Genomic DNA, 22,551 nt, shown 5'->3' on the forward strand with positions numbered 1-22,551 from the left:
GCCGCCACCGCACTCACGATGAGATCCCCCGGCAGCGCGAACACCGCGGCAGCCAGCCCGAAAGCCTGACCCGCTCCATGGGCAACTCCCTTCGCTGGGGCCTTGCTCCCCACCCAAGACCCGCCGGCCCACGCCGTCAATCACGCCAACGGACAGAAGTCCTTCACGTCAGGAAGCCCGCTTCCTCGGGCCAGGTTCCCGGTAGGGCAAGAGCAGGCCTGGAGAGCGAGGTGCCAACGCCGCTCGAGGACGTCGTGCTCTTCCTCGCTCAGCACCGCCGCCTCCGTCGTCCCGTTCACCGAGCTCTCCCGAGCTCTCGGCCTTCGTTCTCGCAGCTCAAGAATTCTGTACGCGATACGGACGTGGTTCGTACGCGAGAACTACGGTCAAGGTACGCCGGATGTACGTTTCACTGGGTAGGGTGTTCCCCAGGAGGTGTTTCATGCCCGAGTTGTCCAAGCTGTTCGACGCGGTCGACGCCCTACTTGCATCCCGCGCAGTCCTGCCGCCGCCGACAGAGCGCAAGCGGCTGAGGACTGCACACGGCCTGACGATCGATGAAGTGGCCACCACACTGGACGTACGCCGGGCGACGGTGTCGGCCTGGGAGTCCGGCAAGACCGAGCCACGCCCGCCCGAGCGCGACGCCTACGCCCGGCTGCTGGACAAGCTCGCGGAGCTCTACCCCGCCGCCCCCGCGGCCCCCACTGTTGACGTAGAGAGGCCGACTGCGCCCGTTGCCGCACCTGTCGCTGCGGAAGCGCGGACTCTGCCCGCGAGCGAGGTGCCCGAGGCCGAGGCCGTGGCAGTGACCGAGAACCCCCAGACACCTGCTCCGGCGGCCGCTGCTCCGGCGCCCGCGACCCGTCCGTCGCGTACCGCCAGGCAGCCGTCGACGTCGCGTCGTCCGGGCGCGCAGGAGCCGGCCCCAGCCCGGACATCGTCGGGCGGTACCCGCCCGCGGTTCGAGAACGGCCCACTTGCGGTCGTCGACGTCGAGGACGGCAAGGTGCTGGCGTACTGCACCGGCGGCCTGGTCCTGGACGTGCCAGCCAAGAGCGTCCCGGCTCTGGTCGACTGGACGTTGCGCGAGGCCAAGCTCGGGGCTCCGAAGCTGTCGGGTCCGGGCAAGGACGCCGACCCGCTGATCGTGCTCACCGAGGCCGCCTGCGAGCGCTACGGCATGCCCGTCACGCTCACGGAGGAGGAGCGGACCGCCGGCCGGCTACCGGAGGGCCACAAGGTCACCAAGCAGCTCGCGCGTGCGGAGTGGAAGCTGACGAAGCGCGGGTTCGGGCCGTGGGCGCGGATCTACCGCCCCGCCAAGGGATCGGACCGTCAGTGCGTGCAGCTGTGCATCCCGTCGTGGAACGCGCTGGACACCCGGCACTGGGGCGACGCCGGGCAGTTCCCGCCGGCGGAGCTCGCCCGCGTCCTCGGCGTGTACGCCTCCCGTGTGATGACGCCGCGCGGCTCGACTGCCGTGACCGGCCTGGAGCTGATGACCGCCCTGCACCCGCCGACCCGTGCCTCCGAGCCGGACGCCGACAGCAAGCGGCACTCCGAGCACAACCCCGGCAGCCTGGGCAAGGACGCCATCGACCCGTTGAACTTCCCGCCGTGCGAGGTCCCCGACGGCCACCCCGCCCTCAAGGACCTGCCCCGGTTCCACGTACGCGGCCCGGCGGAGAAGCTGTTCGAGGAGGCGTACGACTGGGCACGGCCGATGACCGATGCGGAGTGCACCCTGCGCCACCTCGTCGGTATTGACGTCAACCTGGCCTTCGCCGCGGGGGCGAACGGACTGGCTGTCGGCCTCGGTGAGGCGACGCACGTCAAGGCCCCCGTGTTCGACCCGAAGCTGCCCGGCTCCTGGCTGGTCGACCTCTCCCACGTCGACCTGTCCCGCGTGAAGGTCGGCAAGGAGTGGGTGAACCTGGACGGCAGCCTGCTGCCGTCCCCGTTCACGCCGAAGGGCGAACGGCCCGAGGGCCCGGCCTGGTACGCGACGCCCACCGTCGCCTACGCGGCGGAGCTCGGCTACGAGGTGCGCCCGGTCGAGGCGTGGGTCCGGTACGAGACCGGCCGCTACCTCGACGGCTGGTACACCCGGCTCCGTGACGCTTACCTCGCCACGATGTCCGACCTCGGCGTCGACGCCGACCTCGCCCCCGGAGACTTCCTCGCGGCGATGGACGGCTACAAAGACCGTGACCCGGAGCTGGCGATCGTCGTCTCGGCGGTCAAGGCGACGGTCAAGGGCGGCCTGGGCAAGCTGCGCGAGCGGCCCCGGGCCGAGGGCTGGCGTCCGGGCGAACCGTGGCGCGCCCTGTCCCGCCCGACCTGGCGGCCGGACATCCGGGCGGCAGTCATCTCCCGCACCCGGATCAACCTGCACCGCAAGATCGTCAAGCATGCGTCGTTCACCGGCCAGTACCCGATCGCGATCCTGTCCGACTGCGTCGTCTACGCCGCCAACGGCGAGTCACCGCTGGACTTCCTGCCCTACCGGGAGGGCAAGCCGCTACCCGGCGGTTTCAAGCTCGGCATCAACCCCGGCCTGGTCAAGCACGAGGGCACCCAGGACGTCCTGTGGGGCGAGGAGGTCCGGGAGAAGTTCAACGCCCCGGAGCTCAACCTCGCCCGGTACATCAAGGACGGCACCGTCACCGACGTCGACAGCGGAGAGTAGGAGAGGGCCACGATGAGCCTGTTCGGGGACGGCCTGGAGAAGGCGGTGCAGAAGGCGTTCACCCGCCCGGCGCCCAAGAATGCGGGCCCGCAGATGCGGTACCTCGTCAAGCAGCTCGGCGGCACGAAGGCGGTCGCGCAGATGCTGCGGATCTCCCAGCGCACCGTCGAGCGGTACGTGAAGGACCAGATCAAGAAGCCCCGCGCCGACCTGGCCGCACGCCTGGAGCGTGAGGTGAAAGCCCGCTGGCAGCCGCAGATCCGGGCCAAGGCCAGGGCGAAGGCGGCCTCCACAGGCGGCATCGTCATCGACACCCGCGCCCGTATGGGCTACACCGCGCCGATCGGGTCCACGGACCAGGACCGCATCCGGCACCTGACCGTCGCCCTGCCCCCGGTCTACGCCGCCCGCCTCTTCGACGCCCAGGAGGCCGGCGCCAGCGACGCCGAGCTCCAGGAGATCGCCGCCGAAGGGCTCAAGGAGGTGTACTTCCAGGACGGCGGCCGCCGCGCCGGGAGTCTGGAGGAGGTCCGATTCACGGACATCGAGCACCTCGAGTTCGACCTGTAGAACCCCGGACGCCGAGCGGGCCCGGACCGTTTGTGTGACTGAGCGTTTCAGTTGGCGAGTGAGCGTTCGATCTGGCCGCTTGAGCGTGCGTTGGAGTATCCCCTGGTCAGCGGGTCGTGACGCTCCAGGCTCGGTTTCATGGAGAACGGCGGCGGGGATCGTACCTGGTCAGCGGCGTCGCTCAACTGGCCAACTGAAGCGCTCAGTCACAGTTTGGTCCGGGCCCGCTCGGTTTCTGCGGTCAGGGTGTGGAAGCGGGCTCCGACTCGTCCGGCGCCGTGATGGTCCGCAGGTACTCGTCCTTCTGCCCGGCCGTGATCTGCTCGATCTTGTACTTCTCCGGCAGCTTCTCGGCGTCCAGGCCCCAGGCGAGCGCTCGCGCCCTCATGCCGTTGTCGCCCGTCAGGACCGTAACCTGGACCGGTGCGATGGACTGCTGGAGTTCGCAGGCCCGGGCCACGATCTCGTCGTCGTTGTTCGGCAGCCGCACGTGCTGGGGCTCGTCGAGGAGCACCTCGATCCGTACCCCGCCGGCGGTCGCCTGGCCCTGGCGCTGCTCCGTGAGGGTCTGCTCCAGCAGGGCGAAGACGCCCCGGGCTCGCCGCCGGATGGTGTCGCTCGTGGCGTAGGACTTCTTGTCGATCTCATCGACGACCACGTGGGGGATGACCACGACCGTGTTCTTGCCGTAGAGCTTGGCCCAGGGGATCTTGTCGTACCGGGAGTGGTGCAGCAGGTCGTTGGTGTCCAGAACCACGGTCCGGCCCTGGTGATGGGTGTGCGCGGCCTTCATCCGGTACAGCTCGTTGCCCAGGTCCATGAAGTACGTGCGCAGCTCGTTGAGCTCGAAGTTCAGCAGCTGGGCGAGCCGGTTCGCTGTGTGGTCGCCGAAGACGACACTGGCGTAGCGCTCGCCGCGCAGCCGGGTCGCTATGGACCGGTCGGCGAAGACCTCCAGCAGTTTCTTGGTCGCCTGGAGCGTCCACTGGTCGTACTGGTTCACCACATGGCGCAGGAGCTGGATCTTCTCGGTGCGTCGTGAAGCGTCTTTCTCGCCTCCGGACGCAAAGAAGTGCGGCACGGAGTTCTGCACGTCGTTCAGGCCCTGATCTGTCACGTTCTTCAGGAGTTCGAGCGCCTCATCACAAGTCCTGCCAGGTCGCAGCAGCATCTGGGTCCTCCTGCCATCAGGGCCGTCGGCGAGCCGCCGGCCAGTTCTGCCCCGCATCGTGCCAGACCGGTCCGACAACCCAGCGAGCCGTCCGCTCGCCCACCTCACAAGGGCCTGGTCACGTACGCGCGTTCGTGTCGGAAGCCGCTCGCGGACCGGGCACCCCAGCACTGGGGCGCCCGGCCGCGAGCGCCTGGCCGACGAAGACACGAACCAGCTCAAGAGCCTTGGCGGCCGGCACTTCCTCCCTCCACTTCTTGGTCCAGTGCCGGTCGCAGTACAAGTCGAAGACGTGCCCGCTCGAGGTGGTGTCCCAGTGCCGGGCGTGCGGCTGCACGGGGCAGCTGGCGTGCCGGGCCTCGGCTTCCAGGTGAAGCCCGGCTACCGCGGCGTGGAAGCGCGGGGGAAGGGTCCGCTCCTCGCGGCAGCGGCTGCATTCCAGCAGGTGCGCCACGACCTCCTCCCGCCGCAGCAGGATCTCCGGGACACCATTCCCCTCGAAGGTGTTGCAGCTGGCGCAGACCGGGCCGCGGACCAGGTCGTGCCCGTGGCAGTGGTCCCACACCGAGGCCCTGCTCGACTGACACAGCCGGCACAGGTAGTCGTCGGCCCGCAGCTTTCGGGCCCGCATCTGCCCGTACGGCACTCCGCGCAGGTGTCCGGTGTACGCGGTGAACTCCGCCCCCGAGCACGGCGGGCACATCGTCACGTACCCGGTCTTGGTCGGTGTCCTCCAGCCGCTCCAGCGCGGCCCGCGCGCCCGGCACCGCGAGCACAGCCGCGCCCGTTCGAGGAGCTTCTCCTCGAGCGCCTCCCATCGGTCCAGGAGGTCGGCGTAGGTGCGGGGCAGCCACCAGCGGCCCTCGCTCCGGGTGAACAGCTCCAGGGGGTAGGTGCCCGCGATCGTAGAAGCGCTCCCGGATCCGTCCCGTGCGGAGACGAACTCCTCCCACGTCAGCCCGCCCGGCAGGCCGTTCTCCCCGATCCGCGCCCACTCGCTGCGCCCTGCGTACTGCCGGTCGCGGGCCAGCTCCTTGGACAAAGCCTCGTGGTACATCCAGTGGGCGATCTGACCACGCCAGTTCGCATGGTTCCAGGCGTCCTCATCCTCGCCGCGGCCCTCCTCGCGCCACCGCTGCCCGGGAAGCACGACCTCGACCAAGTCGTCGTGATCGACGGTTACGGCGGACAGGTCCCGGGCGGCCTGGCGCACGTCGCGTTCGTCGTACCGCCACGGCCCCTTGTTCTTGTATACGCGCAGCGCGACGTCGCCGACGACGACGTGTCCGTGCCAGCGCAGATGGTGCGACATCGTCTTCAGCAGGGCTTCGGGGCGCAGGGGCAGCGAGGCGTCGCGGGTCTCTTCCGTGAAGATGACGCACGCCAGTTTTGGGCTGATCATGGGCATGGGCGGAGCGTTGCAGACCCCTCTGACAACATCCCCCACCCATTCGTACGCGGCCGCGAAAGACCGATCGCACACTCGGACGCGTCCCTGCGGTTGTTCCGGGCGCCAGCATCTCGGCCGACGCTTACCGCCAGCGCCACACCATGAAGGGGCGGCCGCCCCCGGGCACCCCGGGAGCCCCGGGAGCCCCCACCTTCGGCCAGGCCCTCGACCACACCCCCCGGGAACGGAGGTCTTCTTCGAGCGCCTGGCGGTGACCGAGCAGCAGATCGCCGACCATCAGCAACCCACCGCGCCACCGATGGTCAGTGACCGCCGCTCACTGTGCGGCACCTCCACCACCCAGGCCGAGGCTATGCTGCCCGACGTCCTTGCCGCCGTGCTCAAGGCCGCGATCACCTCCCACCGGGACATGCGCGTCCTGGCGGCACTCCTTGAACAAGAGGAAGAGGATCGCCGCCGTCTCCTTCAGAGCCTCGGAGCGGTCGTCGCGAAGGAGCACGGGACGGAAAGCGCTATTTCCTGGTCGGAGCCATCTGGCAGGGTGTGGCGTGTGACAAGCGAAGGCGATACGAGCAGGGACGGCGAGGCGTGGGCGATGGATTTCCTCGTCCAGTTGCGCCAAGGCAGACAGGAGGCACATGCGCGTCGCGACGCGCTTGCGGCAGCGGTCGATGAAATAGCCGACGGTTTCACGCAACTGGGCCTTAAGTCTTGGAAATCGGAGCGTATGAGCCCGGCGCGAGAGGACATGAAGGCCCCAGACGTCATGCTCGGTGACCGCTCCGAACCAGCCGCAACGGTTCTCCGGTATGAATCGGCGGTCAACATCCTCAGTGCCGCGGATCAGCTTCGGGGTTTCGCCGTCCTACTTCGTGCAGAGAAATCGCTGATGGGCGCGGTCTCGGTCGCGCGTGGCGTCTTCGAGGCGTGCCTGTGGGCGACTGCGGTAATCGACCCGACCATCAGCACTGACGAGCGCCTGCAACGTGCCCTGACGCGCCGCCTCGCACGACTCTCGGCAGGTATCCGTCTCAGGAGAACGCTCGGCGGCGATACCGATGCCGACCAGCTCGTTGAGAGCGACGGCGACATGGATGACGCGCACGGGACCAACCGTGATCCTGCGAAGGACATCAGCGACATCTTGGCTTACGCCGAGGACCGGGGCTGGCCTGTGAAGAGGGGCCGTCGCACCCCCGAGATCACACCCCTTTCGATTGACTGGCTCAGCGAGAACCTTGAGCGCCGTATCGGCATCGAGGGGTACGCCTGGACGAGCGGCTCGTCGATGGCTCACGGCGAGCATGCTGCCGACACCGCGGCGTGGGTTGAACTGTCCCAGGACATCGGCACAGCTCCGGCATGGTTGATCCAGTTGTGGTCGAACGGTGCTTGGGCGGGACCGCGTCTTCTCCTTGCAACGCACGCCGCCTACACAGGGAAGGGCAGCCTTCGCCGCGAGTATCAGCGGTTCGAAGAGTTGTTCTTGAGCGGGGCCGGCAAGAGCTGAGGCCCTGGAGATCCATACACATGCCTTCTGTCCTCGCTGCACTGTGCAAGGCAGCGTTCACGTACGAGCGGTGGCAGGCGGTGGAGTGCACCGGCTGGGAGGAAGCCTGGCCAAACGCGACGCGCCAGGAGCAGGAGCCGGCCGTGCCGAGCAGAAGCCCACCGACTGGCTCTCGCGCCTGCGCCACTGAGCTGGGCACGGCTTACGACCAGCCGTGCTTGCCCTTCTGGCAAGGACCAGCCCGGCGAATTGGATGGATACGACGGAGAAGGCACGCCATGCTGGAAGCGATCGATGCGATGGGGGAAGCGTGAGCCGCGGGCAGACGGAAACCCTTGACGAGAAGCACCAGCGCTTGCTGGAAGCTTTCGTGCTGAGGGCCCGCAGGGTGGAGGAGCATTCGCTGGCCGCCGACTGGGACGCTCTTGTCGAGCTGACCCGCATGAGCATCAACGTCCGTGTCGACCACGGCGAGGTCCGGATCTCGTACGAGCTCCCGCCCGAGGAGGTGGTCGAATCTGCGGCAGCGCGCATCAGGCCGATTCTGCTGGAGCAGGAGGACTGTTTTCACATGAAGGCGCTCTCGGCTCTGGGCTACACCTGTCGAGCAGTGCCGCAAGATGCGGCGTGGATACGGGCCGCACGCGCTGAGTGGCGAACACGGGTGAGCCCCTCCACGCGCGACGAATCCGGCTACTGGGTCATGGTCACTGACACGTCCACGGGCGAAGAGCGTGACCTCGATGCGCACGAGCTGGCCATGGCCTGGATCTATGGAGACGTGGTGCATCACGACCCAGAGCGACGCAAGGAGGGCGACACCTTTGGACTGCGCGACCGGTTTCGCGCCGCTGTACCTCTGGTGGCTTGGGCGATGGTCGGCACGATCGAGCTCCTGAACTTTGTCCGGGCGCTGAACGAGGCCGGGGCGCTCAACCTTCGACAGGAAGTGTTCGACGAGCAGGTCGCGTTGAAGTCGACCGTGTGGGAGGAGCGCGCTGAGATGTATTACGCAGCTGTCGGCGCTCAACCTCCCTCGCTTGCGAGCTCTCCCATGCCCGAGGGGTGGCTCCCTCTGAGTAAGGCATCTGACCTATCGGTCTTCCGGCACCACATCGCGGGGCAACTTCTGAACACGAAGCGCTCACCATCCAGGACCGACCTGCCCTCGCCCGAAGAGGTCGAGGACGCCCGCACGCCCGCCGACGGCTCAAGGTCACGCATCCCGCCCCCTCCCGCATGCTGAGCGGCACTGTAGCCGTCACGGGGGCTGCTCTCCATATGGCAAGAGACTTGCCGAGACGACAGAGCTTTCTTTCCCTTCCCGTGAGGCCCGGGATCCGGTCACGACGCTGGAAGGCGGTCAGAGGCTGTCCGGGGCGCCTGGGGCATCGTCACCAGCTTGGCCCAGTCCATACCCAGCTTCGCGAGGGCATCGAGTTGGTCGGCGTCCAGCCGGTCCCTTCTTGATTTGGTGTTCGATACCCATACGCCCAGTCGTACCGGCACCGCCTCGGTCTGGCCGTCGACTTCGATCTCGACGACCGCGCCGCGGGGGACCGGCCGGTCGCCTTCCCGCTCCACCCACTGCGCCAGGGCCGCCAGACCGCGCTGGAATGCCTGCTGCGCCTTGCTCTGGCCCTTCGTCGCACGCGCGCCGACCGGGGCGGGGGGCGGTGTCGGGTCGGGCTGCAGGCCCAGGTTCGCCAACCGCTGCTGTCGCTGAGGGGGTGGGGGGTTGGCGTATGGGTGAGTCGTTGAGCTGGGGTGTTGCAGATCTGTGTGAGAGCGGTTTTGCGGCGTCAAAGGCGGTTTGGCCTGGGGTTGTTGCGGGTTGGTTGGGGAGTTGTCTGGATGTCGCAGGTGGTGTCTGGGTCTAAAGGGCCGAGGCGCCATTTCGCGTTTTCAGCTGTTTGTGCAGCTCAGTGGGGTGTTCGGCGGTTCGGGGTGCGGGTTCTGGGCTGGTTGTGATCGGGATGCCGATGTGGATGTGGGTCACGCCGTCCCCGACGACTTTCGGTCCGGTGACCGCGTCCGCGACCGCCGGCGGTGTCACCGTGACCGCCACGGCGAAGGTGTCGTCGGTCCGCTGGGACATGGGCGACGGCACCGTCGTCACCTGCGCCGGGCCCGGTACCCGCTACACGCCCGACCGGGGCAGGTCGATGTCTCCGGACTGCGGCCACCGCTATGAGCGCACCGCGGCCGGGAAGCCGGGTGAGCGGTACGAGGGTCGCGCGATGGCGACGTGGACCGTGGAGTGGTCCGCGCCCGCACTCGGCGACGTGGGCACCCTGACCGAGGTCGCCGCGAACTCCGCAAACGGCTGATCCTTCCGGTTATCTCCCGCAGGAGCGCCCGTCCTGAACATCGAAGGGCTGGGCAAGCTCCGCTACGTCGTCGAGCAGACCTTCGCCCTGCTGCACCAGTTCAAACGCCTCGCCGTCCGCTGGGAACGGCGAACCGAACTCCACGACGCTTTCGTCTCCCTCGCCTGCAGCCTCATCTGCTGGAGACGCCTCACGAAGCACAACTCATGATCGTGTTGCGAGCTCCGTGACAGTCGCCGACACCGTAGCCGTGCTGTTACTGGGTCCGGAGGTCAGCAGCACCATCACGAGACCGCGAAATACGAACAAGAATTGCGTCGACACGCGATCACGAGGGCATAATTAGGGGGGTGTCCCTAATGTGCAGTATGCCCGATTCTGGGAATTTGGTTGATGGAAGCACCCTTCAAGGGTTTCGATCCCATCGACAGGAAGTGATCTTGATGTTCACCGCCCGGGACGCCATCACCAGCTTCGGTGAAACGCGGGCCCGGCCTACTGCGGCCAGGCCCGCCCGATTGGGAAAGATCCCCGCACCGGGACAACCAGCCGAAGACAAGTCGTGGCCTCTTGAGCATTCCCCCGAAGCTGCCCGCACGGCCCGCAGGGTTACCTCGGAGACCCTCCATGGCTGGAATGTTCCCGAAGGGACTGAACAGACCACACTCCTGGTGGCCTCGGAACTGGTGACCAACGCCGTCGAGCATGCGCAGGCGCCCATCGTCTTGCACCTCTCCCGCCAGCACGCCGACGACCAGCTCTGGATCGGCGTGACCGACGGCGGCCCGGCCGATCAGGAAGGCGCCTGGACCACCTCCTGCACGCCTGACGAACACGGACGCGGCCTCATCCTCGTCGAATCCCTTACCGACGATTACGGCATCCTCACCCACGCCACCACCCCTGCCACCACCCGCTGGGCACGCCTGCCCGCAGCCTAGAAAGACCCTGACCTCCGCCGCCGGGGATCGGAATCCATCCGGCCTTGCCCCCGCAAGGTCGGAGCAGCCGCACCGCACCCTCGAGAAGGCCGCACACTCTGCGCAGCAGAGCTCCACGATTCCGATAAGTTCCCCTTTTCGAGGAAGTGACTCAAAAGGGAAACCGAATTGCGAATCCCGCAGCACAATAGACCAGGGCCCATTGAGGGAAATTTACCGAGTGCAGCGATAGCGCTATTTAGGGCCTGCCCCTGAAAATGGAACGAGCCAGAGCCGGAGCGTCATTTCATTCGTTCGTCACGCTATCAGATTTCACTTAGAGCTTTTTGTTCACTGTTCATTTCGATCAGGTTGGGTATCTATGGTTCTCTTCGGTTTGCGTCGTGAGGTGCTGTTCCTGCTAATGAGGCGGCGGGCCATGTTGCTGGTCACGGGAAGGTGGATCATGGAATCGGAGCGGGTGGGCAGGGTTTCATAGTCTTATGGCCTCCAGCAGGTCGGCGAGCCGGAAGCAGCCGGCCACGGCTCGTACAGTGTGGCGGCGTCCGCGGACCAGGGAGCCGGTGGCCTGTTCGATGGCGCTGCCGATGTCGCCGGACTGCGGCCACCGCTACGAGCGCACTGCGGCCGGGAAGCCGGGCGAGCGGTACGCGGGCCGCGCGACGGCGACGTGGACCGTGGAGTGGACCGCGCCCGCACTCGGCGACGCCGGCACCCTCACCGAGACCCGCGAGACGCCGTTCACCGTCCGCGTCGTCGAGGTCCAGGTCCTCAACTGACCTTGGCGGGTTCGGCTGACCCACTCGGGTTCAGCCGAATGTGCCTTTGCACGCTAGTTGGCCAAACGGTGCACGGTAGTTGGCCAGGGCGGACTACAGGGCAGGTATGCCGGATTGTTCCCGCATACGTGGGGTCTGGGAGAGGTTGCCCTTCAGCAGGTGCTGGGCGTGTGCTGTGCTGGCGGTATGAGCGCGAGCAGCACGCGGGGGACCGGCTTCGGGGCGGGGGTGTGGTCGGCGGCCTGCACGGTGGATGACCTGCTGGTCGCGTACGAGCCGGGGCCGGCTGACGGCGCGGTCCTCGATGTCGGGCCGGGGTGGAAGCGGCGTTGGACGACGACGTGGTGCCTGGACGGGGGCGGCTGGTGTGTCCGGTGGCCGAGCTGGAGGGTGTGCCGGTCGGGCGGACCCGGCCGGTGCGGGGGTTCAGCTGGCATCCGCGGCAGGGCCACCGTCGGGGCCTGGAGCTGTTGGTCTCGACGGGCCGGACCCCGCATGACCATCGACGCCGCTCTGCACAGCGCCCTCCAGGGCGCGTTCACCCGCCCGATCTCGAAGTCCGCCGGCGCCCCGTCCGCTACCTCGTCAAGCAGCACCACGGCGCACCCGCGACGTCGCGGAGCTCCTCGGCGTCTCCCAGCGGACCATCGAGCGCTACGTCCGCGACCAGATCAAGAAGCCGCGGGCCGACCTCGCCGACCGCATGGCCGCCGAAGTCCGCCGGCGGTGGCAGCCGCAGATCCGAGCCAAGGCCCGCAAAGCGGCGGCCACATCGGACGGCCTCATGGTCGACGTCCGCGCCCGCTTCGGCTTCACCGCCCCCGTCGGCACCAGCGACGACGCCCGCATGCGCCACCTCACCCTCGCCCTCCCGCCCCACCACGCCGCCCGCCTCCTCGACGCCCAGCAGCACGGCGCCACCGACCGCCAGCTCCAGCAAGCCACCGCCGACGCCCTGGGCGAGGTGTACTTCCGCGACGGCCGAAGCCGCGCCCACGACCTCCTGGTCGAGCTCACCGACATCGAACAGATCCAGTTCGAGCTGTAGCCCGTGGTGCTCGGCTGCCCGGCCTGGTCCGGAACGCATTGCGCCCCCGTACCGGGGATGACCGGTACGGGGGCGCGGGGGAGGCGGATCATCAGCGACCCTGCCGGCGACTACCTCCCATCGCGCACGGTAGTGGCCGACAGGGCCGCGCCGGTTGTCGCTTCCTTCGTTAGAGGGGTTCCGGTACCCGGATGAGTGACACCCGTGCGGCGGGGTGACCAAGCCCCCTCGCCGGCCCTTGTGGTCTTGGCGGTCGGGCAGGTTGTGATCTCTCGGTTTCGTGTCAGTGGTGGTTTCGCCCGGTCTTGGGTTGAGGTGCAGGTCGGAGCGGTGTTCTGGCGTTCGTTCCTGCTGTCACGAGAACGAGAGATCACGCTCACGCGGGGTAGGGAGAGAATAAACAGGTATGCATGTTTTGTTTGCTTTGGAATGAGTCGGATTCCTGCGCCGCGATCTTGTCCGGGCAAGCCGGGTGCCGATCAGGTGTACCGGTGTCGGCGTTGCTGTGACTGGGGCACGCTGGTGGCACCTGACGGCCATGGTCTTGTCCCGTGCCCGGACTGCCGACGGCGGGAAGCTGCCCCGGATTCGCCGGAGCCTCCGAGGATGAGCTGAGAGCCCGGTCAGGCTTTCTCCCTTCCGGGTGAAGGCGGAACTTCCCTGTTGACGTGGCGAGTGTCCCCAAGGGCCGGAAGGTCGTTGAGCCGGATGACGCGTGCACAGGTCCGGGCGCCCCACGGCCGGATCCGCGTAGTCCGCGGCCCCGACACCGCGCCCGGCGCCGGGGCCGCCTCCACTCTCCTTCACCCCAGGGACGAGCCAGGCCTGGGCATCTGCGGCGCCATCCACCTGTTCAGCAGGTCAGAGCACATGAGCGGCGCCGGATGAATGCGTATCCCCTGTCCGGTCCTGTGCCGGTCGCGGGGATTGCGCGGCGACGGTAGACATGGAGACGCGGACCGGTCGGCTGGTACTGCCAGGCCGGCCGCGCACCCTGGGCGGGGGAGCCGTGACTAATCCCCCCCGAGCGTCACGGCTCCCCTTCTCCACCAGGGCCGAGAACGTACGGGCGACAGCTGTTGCGCAGGTGCGCAGGCAGCCTGGAGGCGCCCGTACACCGCTCCTGGCCTGCGGCCCGTCGCCCCCAGGCCAGGAGCCCCCGCCCGGCGGAAGCCCGCCGTGAGGCCGACACCTGCCGCTCCCGGGCATCGCTCCCGTGAACGTGACGGCCGTCTTACGAGCTGGTGCGTGATAGCGGTGTAAGCGTGTTTCGCCTGGTCGTGGCCTGTTCTCAGGTGTTGCCAGTGCGGTCGGAGACGAGGCCGGCGATGGCCCGGTAGGTGTCGGGCAGAATCTCGCGCCGGTGGGTCCAGCGGGTCAGCTGCTTCCAGCGTTTGTGGTCGGCGAGTGCGTGCTCGACGGTGATGCGCTTCGATGAGTGTCGGTGCCGGGCTTCCTCTCTGGCCGCGTGCACGTGTGGGAGGGCGATCTTGTTCGGCTTTCTGGGTGGCGTGATCGCCTGACCGGGGTGGTCACGGCGGAGGCCGAGGTATCCGTCGTCCAGGGGAACCTCCACGTCGGGGAAGTGCTGGAAGCAGACGCCGATGCCCTCATTGCGTGCGGCGGTCGCATCGTGCTTCCGCCCTGCTCGCAGGGCGTCGGTCCAGAGCGTGCGGCCCTGAGAGTCGGCGATGACGGTGGCCTTCATCGTGTTCTGCTTCTTCTTGCCCGAGACGAACGCCCGGCGTCCGCCGCGGCCGGCCAGGGGCCTGCGGACCTGGACCTCGGTCGCATCCAGCCTCAGCTCCACGCCCTCGGCCTGGGCATAAGCGAACACGTCTGTCAGGGTCCGCAGCCGCAGGCCAGGGCGGTCGGAGACCGCGCATCCCCGCTCGGCCAGGAGCCCGCGTATCTCTCCGATCGCCCGGGTCACGGTGGAGCGGTCGACATCGAACAGCAGGGCGAGGAGAGAGTGCGGGAGATCATGCCGCCGGTGGATCAGTGTGGCGACCAGCCGGTCAACGAAGACCAATTGGTGCCGCGCGCCGGCCCCAGCAGCTCGCCTCCTGGCCCCGCCGCGTGTCTGGTGACGCCGTCCTTCGACGGCGGCCCTCCACGGGTCGCCACCCACCAGCACGGATGCCTCACCCGCTATCACGCACCAGCTCGTTACTCTCTTTCACCCCACGACCCAGGTCTGAGCACCTGCGATGCCATCCACCTGTTCAGCAGGTCAGAGCACATGAGCGGCGCCGGATGAAGGCTTATCCCCTGTTCGGTCCTGTGCCCCGGTGTCAGTGGAGCGTGTCGGTCACGGCCAAGGAGGAGGAGGGGCGTGTTCCCGCTCGGTCACCGTTGCGTCAGCCCGTACGGCGCAGGCGTCGTAGGGCAAGGTATGCGCCTGTCACGGCCCCGAGGAACAGGGTGAGGCCCATGCCCACGCTGAGACCGGACGGATGGAACGCTCCGCCGACTCCCGCCTGGGTGCCACCGCTGGGAACGGCAGGGGCGGAAACAACCGGGGCCGCCGACTGCGGGGTGGTGGCACTGGGGTTCACTGGCTGGACGGCGGTGGCGGTGGCGCTGGGGCTTGCCGGCGGCGCTGTCGACTGCGGGGTGGGCGGCTGGAGGGTAGTGACGCTGGGGCCTGGCACCGTCTCTGTGCTGCGTCTGGGCAGGGCTTCGCAGGCGATGCCGTCGTCGGGGCCCTTGTCCTCGTCGAGCCGGTTCGGGTCGCTCGGGTCCTGGTCGAACACTGCTTGGGCGTCTTCCTGGAAGGCGAAGTCCGCGCAGTTGAGATCGTGCGCGTGAGCGACCCCAGCCAACGGGGCGACAGATACGAGGGCCAGGGCTATGCCGGCCACCATGCTGCGACTGCTCATCGGAAGACCTCCTCGGTACCCCTGCACGCCTCATCCCACGCTAGAAGCGCCCCACGCCCGGAGCACGTGACGCTAGGCCAAACAGGGCCTGGGGTGTGGCGATACCAGGGTGTCGTTTTGCCCGGCTAGGTGATGGGCGTCGTGGGTTTTTCACTGCTGATGTGAATGGGTGCGCTGGTGACATCGGATGGGCATCAGCAGCGGTGTGAGAGTTCTTCCTGCTCAGAGTCCACCGCAATGGTGATCATGGCTGTCGCGCGCTGACCAGGCTGCTGCCGCTGGCTGCTCATCGCAGGGATGGCTTGCTGTCACGGGCGTGCCTGTTAACACCCGGCGAGCGAGGCCGGCCACCCTTCGCCTTCCGCCTCCTGGTCGTCGGCGGCGGGCACGCGGAACGTGAACGGCACGCGGAGGTCGCCGTGCTCGCGGGCGTAGATGACGGCGGCCTCCACCCCTCGCCGCCGGTGCTCGTGCTCCGGGTTGAGGACCCGCAGGTTGATGAACGCGGCGAGCGCGGCCGGGTCGCGGGGCGTGGAGAACTTCAGGAGAGCCTTGGCGGGGGCGCTGACATCTTCCGGAGCCCTCGCCGCTCCCCCGCCCGTGCTCTTGCCGCTGTCGTCCTTGCTGACGGGCTTGTAGCGGCTCGGGGCCTGCTGCTCCGCGAGGGTCTCCACGATCCTGGCGTCGTGGGCCCGCAGCGCTTCCAAGAGCTTGGCGAGGACACCGAACGGCCGCGAGGTCATCATGTTGTCCGCCGTCTCGCCTGGCCCGAGCAGGACCGGCACCACGAGCGAGGCCATCTTGCCCTCGCCCGGCTGCATCCGCAGCGCCCGGCCCACGGCCTGGACGAGGTCGGGCATCGAGCCGCGCACGTCGGCCCAGTAGACAAAAGCGCTGGCTACGGGCGCAGGTGGCGGCCCTCGTCCTGCCGTTGCCGAGTTCCAGCGGATGCCTCCCGAGGTCGTCGATAACCGCTGTCGTGTGACGTCGACAAAGGCACCGACCCTTCCTGTCCGCCGCCGACCACCCACCCTCGCGCCCGACCTGAACCGGCACCCCCCGGCCGATCCCGGCGACCGGCGGCCTCGTACCAGCCCTCGAATCAGGACGCGGCGGAGTGGGAGATTTCCCCGCATACCTCCCCAGTACGAGCACGCCGTCCTTGCCGGCGCGATGCTCCGCGAGAAGCTGCGCACCACCCCCGCCGTGCGGGGGCCGGGCGTACGACGTCGTCGCCCACCAGCAAGCGGCGATGCTCGAGCAACTCCTCGCCCCTGAGCCGGCCGACCCCGAACACGACGACCAGGAGCAGAAGCCCGGCCGCCGAGATGCGCTGGACCTGACGGCGCTGCGGGCCCTGCGGGCATCCCGCACGGACGTGGAAGCCCTCGATCTCACCGCCGACCGCGCTCCAGCGTGGGTGGGTGTACGCAGCCCAGCACCTGTCCCTGTAGAAGAGGGCCGTGGGCACGCGGCGGTTGGGGCACGCGGAGCCTTGCCCTTTGATTCGAGCGTGGCAGGGCTCCGCAACGGTCAGCCTGGAACGCGGGCGAGCACGAGCCCGCGGACTTCCTTCGCTTTGCCGGTCTCCATCAGGAACTTGCCGACGGTGTGAAACTGCGAGCCGGTGGTGAAGACGTCGTCAACGAGCAGGATGCGCTTGCCTTCGACGTCCTGCCGGAGGCTGAGCGCTGCGGCGTGTTCACGGGCGGCCTCCATTTTCTCGTTCCATCGGACGCCGCCGCCGGCCGACTTCTTCGTCTCGTGCCGCTTGAGCAGAACGGGACTTTCGGGGTCGGCGATAGGCCAGCGGCCGAGGCCGTCCTCGGCATGGGCGGCCTTCATCATGGCCTCGATGTGCTGGAGCGGTGTGCGGTCTGGCGCCGTGGGGTTGCCGAGGATGAGGTTGATGTCCGCGACCTCATCGGCGTGGGCGTTCAACCAGCCGACGATGAGCCGACCGAAGATTGTGCCCCACCCGATTGATCCGGGCTTCTGACCGTACTTGTACTCCCAGATGGTTTCTTTCAGCGGAGGCGCGTGCAGAGCCACGGCATCGACCCGGGTGAAGCGACGGACTCCCGGCTCCCAGCCGCAGATGCTGTTCCAGCAGTTCGCCGTCGGTGTCGCGAGCCTCTGTCCGCACACGCCGCAATGGTGTTCTGCCAAGGGCTTGAGGGTCCGCGCCGCGCACTCGGCACAGAGCGCGGGCGTGCCGTTCCCCTTGTATGCGCAGAGTCGGCAGTTGGGAAATCCGAGCGGTTTGGGCAGATCAGCAGCGTTGGTCACAATCCCGCCAGAGCGAGCTGGAGGCGCAGTTGCGCGGCCTGCTGTACTCGCTTGGCGTTGCCCAGGCGCGTGAGGACGTCACTGAGCTCCGCGACCTCCACTGCCTTTCCTTCCGCGACCATCTTCGCGGCCCATGGCTCCTTCGTCGCGAGGGACTTGATCAGGAAGACCTGTTTGCCGTGCTCGTGGGCGATGCGGGCCTGCATCTTGGCGCCGGAGGTCGAGGACGCCTCGATCACGATCGAGCCCATGGTGGAGCCCGAAGTGACGACGTTACGGCGGGGGAAGGTCCACGTGGCCGGCGACGAGGTGGGCCAGAACTGCGAGACCAAGGCTCCGCCCTCGTCGACGATGCGAGCGGCCAGGCCCTTGTTCTGGGCGGGGTAGATCTTCGCGGCGATGCCCGTTCCCATGACGGCGACGGTCCGGCCGCCGACGTCGAGGGTGGCCGTGTGTGCGGCAGTGTCGATGCCCTTGGCCAGGCCGCTGAAAATTACCACGTCCTCGTCAACCAGGAGCCGCGCCATCCGGGCGGCACGGCGCATCCCATCCTCGCTCGCATTGCGAGTGCCGACGATGGCGGCCGAACGGGCGTCGCGCTCTTCGAGGTCGCCGAGGTGGAACAAGAACGGCGGCAAGTTGGGTACGAGGCGCAGGTTGGCCGGGTAGTCAGGATCGAGCACCGTCACGAGGCGGGCGCCCGCCTTATTGGCTGCTTCCAGCTCCGTGGCCACGCGTGCGCGAGCGTCGTTGATCGTCGGCAGGGCTTCGCGCAGGAGGGGGAGGTTCTTGCGGGCGACAGCGGAGTCTTCGGGGATGTCACCCCCGAGGACGACCTGGAGCGCTTCGGGAGACTGGCAGGTTCGGGCGATCAAGTTCCAGTCGACGGATTTACTTCCGACGCGGAGGGCGCAGATCGCCAGTAGATCCCTCTGCTTAGGCGTTATGGCGGGCATTTTCGTGTCCTTCTACTTATGGCCCCGGCTGTTCGAAGGGTGATGCTCTGATTCTTTGGGCCGTTTCCCATCATGGCGTACGGCGTCCGGGCCGCGCACGGGGGCCCGTCGTTTCAGTTCTGCAAAACACCCGGACGGTCGCCTCTTCCTCAAGATGACCAGGGCTTCTGTCTTGAGCGGTTTCTGTCACTCTCCCGAGTGAACGCCGGGGTGACGTAGACAACTACGTTCTGTGACCGATGGACGCTTCTCGACAACTGCGCCACCGTGCTGCACTCGCGCCGGACGGGGCGGGTGCGGTCGCCCGGCCGGGGTCGACCAGGAGATGCCCGGCCTGGATCAGGATGCGCAGTACCGGGAGATCGAGGCGCGGATGCGCCGTCACGCCGAGGGCGAGCCCGTCGGCTTGGTGGCCCGTCGGGCCGAGGCCAGGGAGCGGGCGGAGCGGCGTGCGGCGGCGCGTACCGAGGCCGAGGCGCAGGCTGCCATCGAGCGGGAGCGGGCGGCGGTCCGGCAGGCCGTGGCGTGCAAGGGCTGAGGCCGGGAGCGGTCGGCCGGGCTGCCCGCGGACGACGAGGCGGCAGCCGACGGGGAGCCAGAGGAGGACGGCGCAGAGTGGGCCCTTTCCGCCATTCATCCTGCTTCTGGACTTCCCGCAGTACGACGACGAACTGCGCGGCCTGGTCGAGTGGGTGGAAGGCGTGCTCGTCCCCAGCTATCTGGCCGAGCCCAGACCCCCGCGCGGTCGCGGTCCGGAAGATGCCCGAGTCCGCCTCGGAGTCCTTCGGCTTCGACCGCGACGTCTACGACCCGGTCCTCGTCCGCGCCGCGCTCCTGGACCTGGCCGTCATCCTCGGGGACCGGATCCGCGCACGGGGACAGATCGCGCGCGGCCTCACCCTGGCCGTGCGCCTCGCCGGCGGCGGCGCCACCGAGCGGACCAGACGCCTTCCGCAGCCCTCCGCCCACACCGAAGACCTGCGCACCGGCACCCTGCGCCTCCTGGACGCCATGGCCTTCCAGCGCGCCCGGATCCGCCGCCTCACCCTCACCGCCGAAGACCTCCGCCCGGCTGAGGAAGGCCCGGGTACTCAGCTGTCCCTCGACCACGCGCGGGAGGCCCGGCTACGGCTGGAGCCGGTGATCGACAAGCTGAACGCCCGGTTCGGCCATCGGGTCGCCGGGCCCGCCGCGGCCTACCGAAAGGCGAGTTGACGCGCACCATCGCGCGCGAGCCGGGCCCGCCGGCGCACGGTGCAATCGCCGTTGGCGTCGAACGGGTTGTCAACCACACACCACCGCGACGCTCGCGCGCACTGAGGACTGCGTTGAAGCGGCTAGCGTCGGTCCTGGCCCGGGTGCCGATGGGTCTCGCTCCGCTGCCCCGTCCGGCCCCATGCCATCCCCCCCAGGCATGGGACCGGACGCGTTCCGGCCCACCGGCCGGGGCGCACCCCTTCCCCCACCCTGCTCCGCGCTCCATCACGTACGCAGGCGCTCTGCGGCCCCTTGGACCGGGAGCCCCCTGTGCGGGGCCTCTCTCGTGTCGGTCTACCGGGCTCCCGGTCCCCAGGAGCCCGGTAGACCGCTGTGTGGCTTCTAGGACAGGGGTGTGGGCGGTCGAGGGGGAGGCACGGCCCTCAGTAGCTCCCACAAGGGTGTGGAGCCGCCAGCCCACTCCGCGAGGACTGCGCGGTTGACGAGGTGCAGCCGCTGGTTGCGGGCGAACTCGATGGCCGGCCTGGTGAACCTGCCGTTGGTGACGAGGACGACGACGTCGCCTCCGTGGACGGGCCGGCCGGTGCCGTTGAGGACCTGCAGGTCCGGGGTACCGACCGCGGCCCCGGCCAGTCCGTCCCGGCGGTGTTTGCACTGGATGACCCACCGCCGCCCGAAAGGATCGGTCGCCTTCACATCCGCACCGTTGTCCCCGGCACCACCGACCTGCACAGCATCCCCGCACCCGTCACGGTGCATCAGATCCCGAACCGCGTGCTCGAACTGCCGATGATGCAACGCGTCCAGCTGCGCCAGCGCGTACCGCAGCCCCTGGGACCGCACCTGCTCCCACTGGACCGCCCGCTGCCGCCGCACCACCCAGACAGCCACCACCCCGCCTGCGCACAGCACCAGGACGACCGGAATCCATGGATGGGCGGCGAGGAACCTCACCAGACCCGTCAGGAGCAGCCACACGAGAAGAACACCGCCACCGACGAGAAAGAGCTGCTCACTGCCAGCGTTCTTCCGTGAGCGCCGCCTTGCCGGACGGCGGCGAGCGGGGCGCCGGCTCACCTGGCGCCCCCGTTCCGGTCCCACTTGATCGGGTACGACACCGCCGGAGCCGGCCGCGGAGCGGTCTCCTTCCACCCCGGCCATTTGATCGGGTAGGACACCGTCGGCGCCGGACGGGGCGCCGCCCTACCCGAGCTGGGCCACTTGATCGGATAGGTCGCCACCAACGGCCGAGGCGCCGGCGCCCGCTCGGTTCCCGTACCGCTGCCCGTCGACATGGGCGAGCCGCCGAACACGAACACCGCCGCCACGATCACGAAGGCCAACGCGGTCTGCTTGCTCGTACCGGCCGGCGCCCTCCAGTACTGCCTGACTACGGTTCCGTTCTGCTTGGTGTAGCCGCTCACTAACGGCAAAGCCGCCCCTCCCCAGGTCACGGCGCGAATCCCGCGCGACGGACCAATCTAGCGAGCCCCACTGACAGCCGGTGACCTGATGGCAACCTGGCGTGATCCTCAGGTCGGCGGTCGTAGGCTGTTCCGGGCCGGGAAACCGCTGTCGGCCGGAACTGGACATGGCGAAGGCCCCGGAGCGTACGCGCTCCGGGGCCTTCGCCACAGGTGGTGCTACTTGCGGATGTGGATGGTCACGGTGATGCCGCCCAAGGCAGCGAACGCTGCGGCCGCGACCCCGCCGACAATGGCCGCCGCGCCCGTCTGCCCGGTCACCCCGAGGTAGGCGGCGGCCAGGCCGCAGAGCAGTCCGGTGCCCACGGTGACCGCCTGCAACCCACGCGTCAGCCGCGACGCGGTGGGCGCCGCCTCGGACGCGAGGACGGGAACGGGAGGCTTGGGGCGCGCGGTCGGGCGTGCGGTACCTTCGATGAGCGTCATGGGCTTTCCTACCTCTTCCAGTGGTGGACACCCCAGGGCCGCGACGAGAGGGAGATCTCCGCAAGGCCAGGCCCTGGAAAGCGGGCCATGCAGGGATCTCCCTTCGTCACGCCAAAGGGCTTTCAGGGCAACGACTTTACGGCTCACAAGCACGAAGAAGCCGATACCGCCCGGCGAGGTAAACGGACTAATCGGGCGCCCCCATAGCAGACCCGTGCCGCGAAGTGCGGATTTGCTGTTTTCGCAGGTCACCGCCCCCTCACGCACGGTGAGGCGCAGGAATCGATAGCGCGGCACGTGAAGTAAGAGCTGTGATGGATGCCACATTCCATACCGGGGCAAATAGTCTCTAATCGCTCTGATTATGGGGTCACTTTGAGCAGTTCAAGATCGACTCCGTCGGGGGAGCGTGGATTCTCTGGTATGACGTCATGACGTCGTACGCCCGTGGAGTGGCATCCGACGTCATGACGTCGGATGCCGACCCGAACCCGCCCGGAGACAACTTGTCTTCACCTCGCGAGGTCGGCATGGGCAAAGCGGCGAGGACAGGCCGGCCCTCACCAGTGCAGCAGCCCTCCGACAGGCACCTGAACGCATGCTGCGCCCATGTCTGTGCACCCTCCGGGGGTGGTGTTCGTGTGCGTCCGGCGTGCGTGAGGGGGTGTGGCCCGGTTTCTCCATCCGTACATGCTGCATCAGTTTGAGGCAGAGGGGTGGGGAGTCTGTTTCCAGAGTTCATCCGTGACCTCTTTCTGAAACACCCTCAGCCGCCCACTAGTCGACTGGTGTTGGGTGGTGGCAGGCGGGTTTCCCAGTCGGTACACAGTGAGGCCTGTGATGC

The 22,551-nt window shown here is 68.3% G+C and carries 18 protein-coding genes and 2 pseudogenes; 10 read left to right on the forward strand and 10 right to left on the reverse strand.

Annotated elements, in window-relative coordinates:
- Positions 1 to 451 precede the first annotated feature (451 nt).
- Together tap and tpg (AMK27_RS40100) are read left to right on the forward strand one after the other, a co-directional pair.
- Positions 452 to 2,692, forward strand: coding sequence for a telomere-associated protein Tap (gene tap / locus AMK27_RS40095; protein WP_073919393.1), 2,241 nt, complete (start codon positions 452 to 454; stop codon positions 2,690 to 2,692).
- Between the two features lie 12 nt (positions 2,693 to 2,704).
- The gene (gene tpg / locus AMK27_RS40100; RefSeq protein WP_073919366.1) at positions 2,705 to 3,262 is read left to right on the forward strand and encodes a telomere-protecting terminal protein Tpg; all 558 of its coding nucleotides are present in this window, start codon (positions 2,705 to 2,707) and stop codon (positions 3,260 to 3,262) included.
- Between the two features lie 241 nt (positions 3,263 to 3,503).
- Here tpg (AMK27_RS40100) and AMK27_RS40105 read toward each other — a convergent pair whose 3' ends face one another.
- Positions 3,504 to 4,433: a PIN domain-containing protein gene (locus tag AMK27_RS40105; RefSeq protein ID WP_158076976.1), complete on the reverse strand. Its 930-nt coding sequence runs from the start codon at positions 4,431 to 4,433 to the stop codon at positions 3,504 to 3,506.
- Positions 4,434 to 4,551: 118 nt separating this feature from the next.
- Positions 4,552 to 5,835, reverse strand: a complete 1,284-nt coding sequence (locus AMK27_RS40110) for an endonuclease domain-containing protein (RefSeq protein WP_241847801.1) — start codon at positions 5,833 to 5,835, stop codon at positions 4,552 to 4,554.
- A gap of 259 nt (positions 5,836 to 6,094) precedes the next feature.
- On the opposite strand from AMK27_RS40110, the gene AMK27_RS40115 reads away from it, so the two are divergent.
- Positions 6,095 to 7,354 (forward strand): hypothetical protein, encoded by a 1,260-nt coding sequence (locus AMK27_RS40115; protein ID WP_073919371.1) that lies wholly within the window; start codon positions 6,095 to 6,097, stop codon positions 7,352 to 7,354.
- A 310-nt stretch (positions 7,355 to 7,664) separates the two neighbouring features.
- Positions 7,665 to 8,600 carry a hypothetical protein gene (locus tag AMK27_RS40120; protein ID WP_073919372.1) on the forward strand — a complete coding sequence of 312 codons (936 nt, stop codon included), beginning with the start codon at positions 7,665 to 7,667 and terminating at the stop codon, positions 8,598 to 8,600.
- A gap of 98 nt (positions 8,601 to 8,698) precedes the next feature.
- On the opposite strand, the gene AMK27_RS42225 is transcribed toward AMK27_RS40120, so the two are convergent.
- Entirely contained in the window at positions 8,699 to 9,064 is a 366-nt protein-coding gene (locus tag AMK27_RS42225; RefSeq protein ID WP_445194902.1) for a helicase associated domain-containing protein, read from the reverse strand.
- A 314-nt stretch (positions 9,065 to 9,378) separates the two neighbouring features.
- On the opposite strand from AMK27_RS42225, the gene AMK27_RS40130 reads away from it, so the two are divergent.
- The 4 genes and pseudogenes from AMK27_RS40130 to tpg (AMK27_RS40145) all read left to right on the forward strand — a co-directional run bounded on the left by AMK27_RS40130 (position 9,379) and on the right by tpg (AMK27_RS40145) (position 12,452).
- Positions 9,379 to 9,684, forward strand: coding sequence for a hypothetical protein (locus AMK27_RS40130; RefSeq protein WP_143204958.1), 306 nt, complete (start codon positions 9,379 to 9,381; stop codon positions 9,682 to 9,684).
- Between the two features lie 443 nt (positions 9,685 to 10,127).
- Positions 10,128 to 10,625, forward strand: a complete 498-nt coding sequence (locus tag AMK27_RS40135) for an ATP-binding protein (RefSeq protein WP_079188819.1) — start codon at positions 10,128 to 10,130, stop codon at positions 10,623 to 10,625.
- A 563-nt stretch (positions 10,626 to 11,188) separates the two neighbouring features.
- Positions 11,189 to 11,404: a hypothetical protein gene (locus AMK27_RS40140; RefSeq protein ID WP_143204959.1), complete on the forward strand. Its 216-nt coding sequence runs from the start codon at positions 11,189 to 11,191 to the stop codon at positions 11,402 to 11,404.
- Between the two features lie 495 nt (positions 11,405 to 11,899).
- Positions 11,900 to 12,452: pseudogene (gene tpg / locus AMK27_RS40145) on the forward strand (telomere-protecting terminal protein Tpg).
- A 1,291-nt stretch (positions 12,453 to 13,743) separates the two neighbouring features.
- Here tpg (AMK27_RS40145) and AMK27_RS40155 read toward each other — a convergent pair.
- The 5 genes and pseudogenes from AMK27_RS40155 to AMK27_RS40180 all read right to left on the reverse strand — a co-directional run bounded on the left by AMK27_RS40155 (position 13,744) and on the right by AMK27_RS40180 (position 18,579).
- Complete coding sequence (locus AMK27_RS40155; protein WP_241847803.1) at positions 13,744 to 14,589, reverse strand: transposase; 846 nt, start codon at positions 14,587 to 14,589, stop codon at positions 13,744 to 13,746.
- A 223-nt stretch (positions 14,590 to 14,812) separates the two neighbouring features.
- Entirely contained in the window at positions 14,813 to 15,334 is a 522-nt protein-coding gene (locus AMK27_RS40160; RefSeq protein ID WP_073919378.1) for a hypothetical protein, read from the reverse strand.
- Positions 15,335 to 15,666: 332 nt separating this feature from the next.
- Positions 15,667 to 16,221: pseudogene (locus tag AMK27_RS40165) on the reverse strand (helicase); the annotation flags it as partial.
- A gap of 646 nt (positions 16,222 to 16,867) precedes the next feature.
- Positions 16,868 to 17,503, reverse strand: coding sequence for a ComF family protein (locus tag AMK27_RS44040; protein ID WP_241847804.1), 636 nt, complete (start codon positions 17,501 to 17,503; stop codon positions 16,868 to 16,870).
- Between the two features lie 116 nt (positions 17,504 to 17,619).
- On the reverse strand, positions 17,620 to 18,579 hold the full coding sequence (locus AMK27_RS40180; protein ID WP_073919381.1) for a DNA-processing protein DprA: 960 nt from the start codon (positions 18,577 to 18,579) through the stop codon (positions 17,620 to 17,622).
- Between the two features lie 325 nt (positions 18,580 to 18,904).
- Here AMK27_RS40180 and AMK27_RS40185 point away from each other — a divergent pair, with 325 nt between their 5' ends.
- Positions 18,905 to 19,117, forward strand: coding sequence for a hypothetical protein (locus AMK27_RS40185; protein WP_073919383.1), 213 nt, complete (start codon positions 18,905 to 18,907; stop codon positions 19,115 to 19,117).
- A 221-nt stretch (positions 19,118 to 19,338) separates the two neighbouring features.
- A complete protein-coding gene (locus AMK27_RS40190; protein ID WP_073919385.1) occupies positions 19,339 to 19,794 on the forward strand; it encodes a DinB/UmuC family translesion DNA polymerase in 456 nt (151 codons plus the stop codon).
- A gap of 384 nt (positions 19,795 to 20,178) precedes the next feature.
- Here the strand turns inward: AMK27_RS40190 and AMK27_RS40195 are convergent, their stop codons facing one another.
- Both AMK27_RS40195 and AMK27_RS40205 read right to left on the reverse strand, forming a co-directional pair.
- Positions 20,179 to 20,874: a restriction endonuclease gene (locus AMK27_RS40195; RefSeq protein ID WP_073919386.1), complete on the reverse strand. Its 696-nt coding sequence runs from the start codon at positions 20,872 to 20,874 to the stop codon at positions 20,179 to 20,181.
- A gap of 566 nt (positions 20,875 to 21,440) precedes the next feature.
- Entirely contained in the window at positions 21,441 to 21,707 is a 267-nt protein-coding gene (locus AMK27_RS40205; protein WP_073919389.1) for a hypothetical protein, read from the reverse strand.
- Positions 21,708 to 22,551 lie beyond the last annotated feature (844 nt).

Origin of the sequence: Streptomyces sp. CB02009 (assembly GCF_001905825.1) — a bacterium.
Classification (GTDB): Bacteria; Actinomycetota; Actinomycetes; order Streptomycetales; family Streptomycetaceae; genus Streptomyces.